The organism is Streptomyces sp. LS1784 (assembly GCF_020103755.1).
Classification (GTDB): Bacteria; Actinomycetota; Actinomycetes; order Streptomycetales; family Streptomycetaceae; genus Kitasatospora.
Window position 1 is genome coordinate 1 of record NZ_JAHSQD010000482.1, and the last position, 6,415, is coordinate 6,415.

Here is a 6,415-nt window from a genome sequence, read left to right on the forward strand (position 1 = left end):
CGCGCCCGGCCCCGCCGTCGGCCGGGCGCGCAGCCGTCGCGCCACCGCGCCGAGGAAGAACACCACGACCAGTCCGGCCGGCAGCAGCAACCCGCCCGCCGCGCCCGTCAGCAGCACACCCATGCCTGCCCAACGGACCGGCGCAGCCGACGAGTTCCCCTGCCGCTCGCCCTACGGCAGCGGCGCCGCCGGCAGGTCGGCCGGGACGAGCAGCTGGAGCTCCTCCGTGGACGGGTCCGCGAGGTGGGCGATTCGTACCGCGTGCCGCTCGACCATGGTCTCGAAGACCTGCCGCGCGGTGCGCCCGTTACCGAAGTTGGGGCCGCGCTCCAGCCCGCCGAAGTGCTCCAGCAGCGCCTTCTCCGTCTCGTCGGAGAGCGCGTACTCGTGTTCGGCGCACTGCGCCCGGGCGATCTCCAGCAGCTCGTCCGCCGTGTAGTCGGGGAAGCCGATGGTGCGTGAGAAGCGGGACGAGACACCGGGGTTGGCGGACAGGAAGCGCTCCATCTCGGCGGTGTAGCCCGCCACGATGACGACCACCTCGTCCCGATGGTCCTCCATCAGCTTGACCAGGGTGTCGATCGCCTCGCGCCCGAAGTCCCGTGCCCCGTCCTCGGGCGCGAGCGCGTACGCCTCGTCGATGAAGAGCACCCCACCACGCGCCCGGTCGAAGGCGGCCGCGGTGCGGATCGCGGTGGAACCGATGTGCTCGCCGACCAGGTCCACCCGGGCCACCTCGACCAGGTGCCCTCGCTGGAGCACCCCGAGCGAGGCGAGGATCTCGCCGTAGAGGCGGGCGACGGTGGTCTTGCCGGTGCCCGGTGCGCCGGTGAAGACCAGGTGCCGGCGCAGCGAGGGCGCCTTGAGCCCGGCCTGGCGGCGGCGCCGGCCGACCGAGATCAGGTCGATCAGCGTGCGCACCTCCTGCTTCACCGTGGCCAGCCCGACCAGCGAGTCCAGCTCGGCGAGCGCCTCCTCGGCCGGCCGGCAGTCCGGGATCGGCGCGATCGCCGCCGAGGCGGCCGCGGACGGTGCCAAGGCCTGGGCAGCGGCGCTCAGTTGGGCCGTCCGCGGTGCCGGTACGTCGGTGGAGCCGAACGGCGGCCCCAGCCCCAGGCCGCGTCCGGACGCGGGCACCGACCCGGGCGCAGGCCCCGCTCCGCCACCGGGGGCGGCGGGAACGGCCGGCACCGGAGCGGCCCCGACGTCGTCCGAGGTGCACCCCTCCGTAACCGGACCCGGCTCGGAGAACTCGAAACCGGCCCGCTGGTTGTGCTCCGCCCGGCACCGGATGAGCTGGGTCCGGCAGCCGTCGATGATGTGGAAGCCGAAGCCCTTGCCCTGCGAGACCCGGCAGTCCTCGAAGGTGCCTCGCCCCTGCGCCGAGACGTACACCCCGGCGTCCGTGCTGGCCCGTACGGTGCAGTCGCGCAGCACCGGGTCGGCGCCCTTGGTGACGATCACGCCGGTGGCCACGTCGGAGATCTCGCAGCCGGTGAGCAGTCCGCTGCTGCCGTGGTCGCGGAACCAGAGCCCGGTGCCCGCCTCCTGCACCCGGCAGGAGGCCAGGGAGACACTGGCCCCGCCGCTGACCGAGACCGCCGAGCTGCGGATCCGGCTGAACGAGCAGCCCTCGGCGGTGGCGGCGGAGTCCCGGTCGAGGACGAACAGGGCATCCGGCAGGTCGTGCAGCGAGCAGTCGGTGAGGGTCAGCCGGGCGCCGTCGCTGACCCACAGCGCCGGGTACTCGCCGGTCGAGCCGTGGATCTGGCAGGACTCGGCGACGGCCTCGGTGCCCTGGTCCCACACCGACAGCGCCCCGCGCCCGAAGTCTCGGACGGTGCTGTGCGAGAGGCTCAGCCGGGCGCGTCCGCGCAGGTCGGCGCCGTTCTCGGGCAGGTCGTGCACCCGGCAGCCGGTGAGCACCAGCTCGGCCTCGCCGTCCAGGGTCAGACCGTTGCCGGTGACGCGGTGGATCTCGCAGTCGACCAGCCGCCCGCCCGCCTGGGCCTCGGCCTGCACGCCGCTGCCGCGGATCTCGTAGATCTCGCAGCCGGTCAGCTCGGCCGCGCTGCCGGGGTCGGAGAGCAGCACACCGGCGCCGGAAGCATGGTGGACACGGCAGCGGTCCAGGGCCGCGGTGGCGCCGCCGAGGACAGCCAGTCCGGCCTGGCCCGCGGCGGCGACCTCGCAGTCCTCGAAGGCGGCGGCGGTGTCCGCGCCGCGCAGCCGCAGCCCGAGCCCGCCCGGGTTGGTGACCACGCAGCCGCGCAGGGTCGGTCGGGCGCCGCCGGTGATCTCGATCCCGGTGGCCGAGCGGGTCTCGATCCGGCAACCGCCGAAGGCGGGTGTCGCCTCCGGCCCGGTGACCAGGACGGCCGGGGTGGAGCTGTCGCCGCCCTCGACCACCAGGTCGCGCACCGTTGCGGCGGCGGTCACGGTGAGCGCCACCCCGGAGGGCGGGTCGATCCGGACCGTTCCCGGGCCCTGGGCCGGGACGATCGTCACCGGCTTGTCCAGCAGCACGTTCTCCCGGAAGGTGCCCGGCCGGACGGTCACGGTGTCGCCCGGTTCGGCGGCCGCCAGGGCCTCTGTGAGCGTGTCGTACTCGCCCGCGCGGCGACGCCAGCGGGATGCGCTGTCCTGGGTGACCCGGACCCTGTGCTCAGCCATGACGGTCTGTCGTCCCCACCTTCGTCGAGCCGGCGATCAACGGGCCGAACGCGCGGGGGTGCGCGGGCCGCCCGCCCACCGTAGCGCGCCCACGTGGGTGGTCCGGCCGCCCGCGGTCGCGCGGACACCGGTAGCGCTCAGCGCCGCCACAGGTTCCGACCACTTGTTTCAACGAGCGCGCACAGCGGTGGTTCCGTCCGGGACGCGCCGGTTCCAGAACGCAGCGTGCGCCCGGCGCCGGTCGGCGGGCCTGCGAGTCCGCCGTCCGGCGCGGGCGGTCGGCGGTGGGCGGCCGGTACGGGCGGTCGGCGGGCCCTTCGGCAGAAGCCGGACCAGGTGCGGCTCGCCGTCCCGGAGAAGGTGCCCGGTGCTTGCCGCTCAAACGCTCAGCGCCCGTCGGCGGGCCAGTGCGCCCCGCCCTCCAGCACCTCGACGTCGTCGCCCAGCCGCAGCGTGCCGAGCGCGTCGCCCTCGACGCCGGCCGGCCGTTCGGGAATCAGGTTCTGCCCGAACGCGGCCTTGCGCAGCAGCCGGTGGTGCCGGGCCAGGGTGCGCAGCGGCTCCTTGCCGCGCCGCTCGCCGGTCTCCTGGTCGGTGGTGGTGATCACGCAGCGGCCACAGGGCTTGACCACCTTGAAGGTGACCGAGCCGATCCGGATCCGGCGCCAGGTGTCCTCGGCCCACGGTTCGGCGCCGCCGACCACCACGTTCGGGCGGAAGCGTTCCATCGGCAGGGTCTCGTGGCCGTCCGGGTCCTCGGCGGCGATCAGCTCGTTGAGCCGGTCGAGCGAGGCGGTGGTGGTGAGCAGCAGCGGGAAGCCGTCGGCCATCGAGACGGTGTCGTCGGGCTCGCCGTACTCGGGGTCGACCGGCCGGGCGTGCGGGTCGTCCAGGTGCACGAGGCGGTAGTCGCCGAGGTGCTCGGCGATCCACTGGTGCGCCTCCTTGGCGGCCTCCGCGGCGCGGAAGCGGGTGCCCCAGACCTCGACGTCGGCGAGCGGGTCGCCGGCCGCGACGGCGGGGGAGGGGACCTCGATCCGGGAGCCGTCGGGGGCGGTCAGGGTGAGGACGCCGTCGGGCAGCAGTCCGGCCCGGATCTGTCCGAGGGCCGGGTCCTCGCGCTGGCTGACGAAGCGTCCGGTCACGTCGGCGAGCATCCAGCGGCGGTCTCCGGCCAGGCCCCAGGGTTGGACCACGGCGGTGTCCGGGCTCAGGCGGTACATCGACTTGACGGGGTAGACGTGGAGTCCGGTGAGCTGCATTCCCCCATCCTGCCAGCCGGCCCCGACCGGCAGGGACGGCCCCCGTATGCGCACGGACCGCCCGGACGCCGTGGGGGGCGTTCCGGGCGGTCCGTGGATGACCCGTTTCTCCGTTCGCCCGGCGTACGGGGGGCGCCGGGTGGTGCTCAGGTGGTGCGGGTGCGGGCCGCGTGGGGGGCCGCGGGGTGTCAGTGGTTCAGTAGCCCTGGCCCTGCGGCTGGTAGCCACCCTGGAACTGGCCGGGCTCGTTGTACGGGCCCGGGCGCTGAGGCTGCATCGGGCGGACCGGCGCCATGGCCGGGCGCAGCTGGGCGCCACCGAAGGACTGGTCGCCGCCCTGGCCCTGGAAGCCGGGGCCGCCGACGGCCGGGCCGCCGAAGGACTGCTGGCCGCCGAGGCTCTGCGGACCGGTGGGCTGGCCCTGGCCGAAACCACCCGGGCCGCCGGCCGGCTGTGCGCCGAAGGTCTGGGGGCCGCCCTGGGCGCCGATGAAGGTGTTCTGGCCGCCGAAGCTCTGGCCGCCGGTCGGCTGGTAGCCGCCGCCGGAGGTCTGGGCGAAGGCCGGGGCGCCGGGCTGCGGTCGCTGGTACGGCTGGGGGGCGCCGTAGCCGGGAACCGGCGGCTGGGGGGAGGCGTACGCCGGCGCGGGCTGCGCGGGGATGTACGCCGTGGCGGGGCCGGCGGAGGGGCCGCTGCTCGGGCCGGGGCCCAGGGCGAGGCGGGCGGGCGGCAGCGCGGGGAGGTTGCTGCCGGCACTCTCGTACCCGTTGCCGTAGCGGTTCTCGTGGGACGGGCCGAGGCCGGATCCGTAACCGGACGACAGGGCCGGCGGCAGGGCGGCCGGCACGTTGATGGGCGCGATCTGGGGGACGCCGCGCTCAGCCACGAGGCTGTCGTAGATCGGCGTGCCGGAGGAGAAGGACGGAGAGGGGTAGCCGACTCCGTCGTAGGAGCGGGGCGAGGTCATGGGGCATACGGTAAGCCCACAACGCGCCTGCTGAGGAGAGCGGGAGGGGGAGCAGTTCGAGTGTTTACACAGTCTTCGCTCGCACAAAGGTTTCGAAAGTAGGAAAGCCGGACATTCCGGCGTCCGTTTCCGGACAGCCCTGGCGCCCCGTCAGTGATCGAACAGCGGCCGGACGGAGCCTGCGGAAGGCCTTGTGGCGAACGGCCGGTAGCCGGTCGGGGGCCCTGCGGAGAAACTTTTTCCGAATGGGCGTGCGCGGGCGCATTCGAGCCCCTGCCGAGCGGGCGGCGGAGGCTCGTGAATGTTTCGGGAATAAAGTTCCCGTCAGCTCTTCGGGCATTCGGTTCAGGCCCGCGACCTGCGCTGTCGGCCCGGGGCCGGCGGTCAGTGCGACCGGAGCGCCTGGGCCTGAGCGGGCAGGCCCGGCCTGCGGACCTCGGAGGTGCAGAAGGAGCACCGGGTCGCGGCGGCCGGGATGGAGCTCAGGCACTCCGGGCAGTCGGTCTTCGCGGCCGGCTCGGGCTTGGCCGATTGGAAACGGTCCTGGAGCTTGCCGACCGGCAGCACCACGGCGAAGTAGATGACGGCCGCGGTCAGCACGAAACCGATGACCGCGTTGACGAAGACGCCGTACGGGAACCGGGTGCCGGCCACCTCGAAGGTCTTCTGGGTGAAGTCGCCGACGGCACCGGACGCGACGCCGACGAGCGGGGTGAGGAAGGCGCTGACGAACCCGGTGACGACGGCGGTGAAGGCCGCGCCGATCACGATGCCGACCGCGAGGTCCACCACGTTCCCGCGCAGCAGGAAGCTGCGGAATCCCTTGAACACCGGGTGACTCCAAATCCGTACGGGGAAGGGGAGGCGGGGCGGCACGGCGGGTGCCGCCCCGGCCGGACATCCTGCCGAGCGGCCCGGGCCGAGGTCCAACTGCGTTCACCCGAACGGGGTAACCGCCCCCGCCCCGGCGTCCGCCGGCCCGCCGGGCGGGGGCGCTCCGCGCACCGGCCTTCGGCGGTCGAACAGCCCGGGTGATTCGACGGCGTGACGTCGCATTTGACACCGGCACGAGCCGATTCGGGGCGGCGCCGACCCGGCGCGACAGGGTGACCGGAGCGCGGCAGGGGGCGAGACGGGGCGCATGGCGGTCGCAACCGGCGCACGACGGCGGCTCTGTGGAGCACATCGGGTGTACAAGCGCGGGCGGATGGGCCACCATCAGGTTGCGCGAAGGGGATGTACCGGGCGGAGCACTGTGCCAAGGTCGGTCCATGCCCGACCATTTGTCGGCCGATCCGGCCGGAAACCGTCCGCGCGTCCTGCATCTGATCAGCGACTCACGCCGTGGCGGCGCACAGAACTTCGCCCGTGACCTCCACCGGGAACTGAACCGCCGGGGGCAGCCCTCCGCGCTGTGCGCCCTCGCCCCGCATCCTGCCGTCCACTCCGGGCCCCCCGAGGCCGGCCCGGATTCCGCGGGCCCGGGCCCCGGCGCCGCGGGCCGGGGCGCCGA

The 6,415-nt window shown here is 74.3% G+C and carries 5 protein-coding genes; 1 reads left to right on the plus strand and 4 read right to left on the minus strand.

Annotated elements, in window-relative coordinates; genetic code table 11:
• Window positions 1-171 precede the first annotated feature (171 nt).
• The 4 genes from KS423_RS35320 to mscL all read right to left on the minus strand — a co-directional run bounded on the left by KS423_RS35320 (window position 172) and on the right by mscL (window position 5,733).
• Window positions 172-2,673, minus strand: coding sequence for a right-handed parallel beta-helix repeat-containing protein (locus KS423_RS35320; protein WP_224283835.1), 2,502 nt, complete (start codon window positions 2,671-2,673; stop codon window positions 172-174).
• Between the two features lie 386 nt (window positions 2,674-3,059).
• On the minus strand, window positions 3,060-3,935 hold the full coding sequence (locus KS423_RS35325; RefSeq protein WP_224283836.1) for an MOSC domain-containing protein: 876 nt from the start codon (window positions 3,933-3,935) through the stop codon (window positions 3,060-3,062).
• Between the two features lie 196 nt (window positions 3,936-4,131).
• Entirely contained in the window at window positions 4,132-4,902 is a 771-nt protein-coding gene (locus KS423_RS48630; protein WP_374120083.1) for a DUF6643 family protein, read from the minus strand.
• Window positions 4,903-5,286: 384 nt separating this feature from the next.
• Window positions 5,287-5,733 carry a large conductance mechanosensitive channel protein MscL gene (mscL, locus tag KS423_RS35340; RefSeq protein ID WP_224283837.1) on the minus strand — a complete coding sequence of 149 codons (447 nt, stop codon included), beginning with the start codon at window positions 5,731-5,733 and terminating at the stop codon, window positions 5,287-5,289.
• 440 nt (window positions 5,734-6,173) lie between these two features.
• On the opposite strand from mscL, the gene KS423_RS35345 reads away from it, so the two are divergent.
• The coding region (locus KS423_RS35345; protein ID WP_224283838.1) for a hypothetical protein at window positions 6,174-6,415 on the plus strand (242 nt) is incomplete at its 3' end.

Bases quoted from the DNA above. Each gene is read 5' to 3' on its own strand.
- KS423_RS35320 (WP_224283835.1), bottom strand. From the start codon at position 2,673: ATGGCTGAGCACAGGGTCCGGGTCACCCAGGACAGCGCATCCCGCTGG.
- KS423_RS35325 (WP_224283836.1), bottom strand. From the start codon at position 3,935: ATGCAGCTCACCGGACTCCACGTCTACCCCGTCAAGTCGATGTACCGC.
- KS423_RS48630 (WP_374120083.1), bottom strand. From the start codon at position 4,902: ATGACCTCGCCCCGCTCCTACGACGGAGTCGGCTACCCCTCTCCGTCC.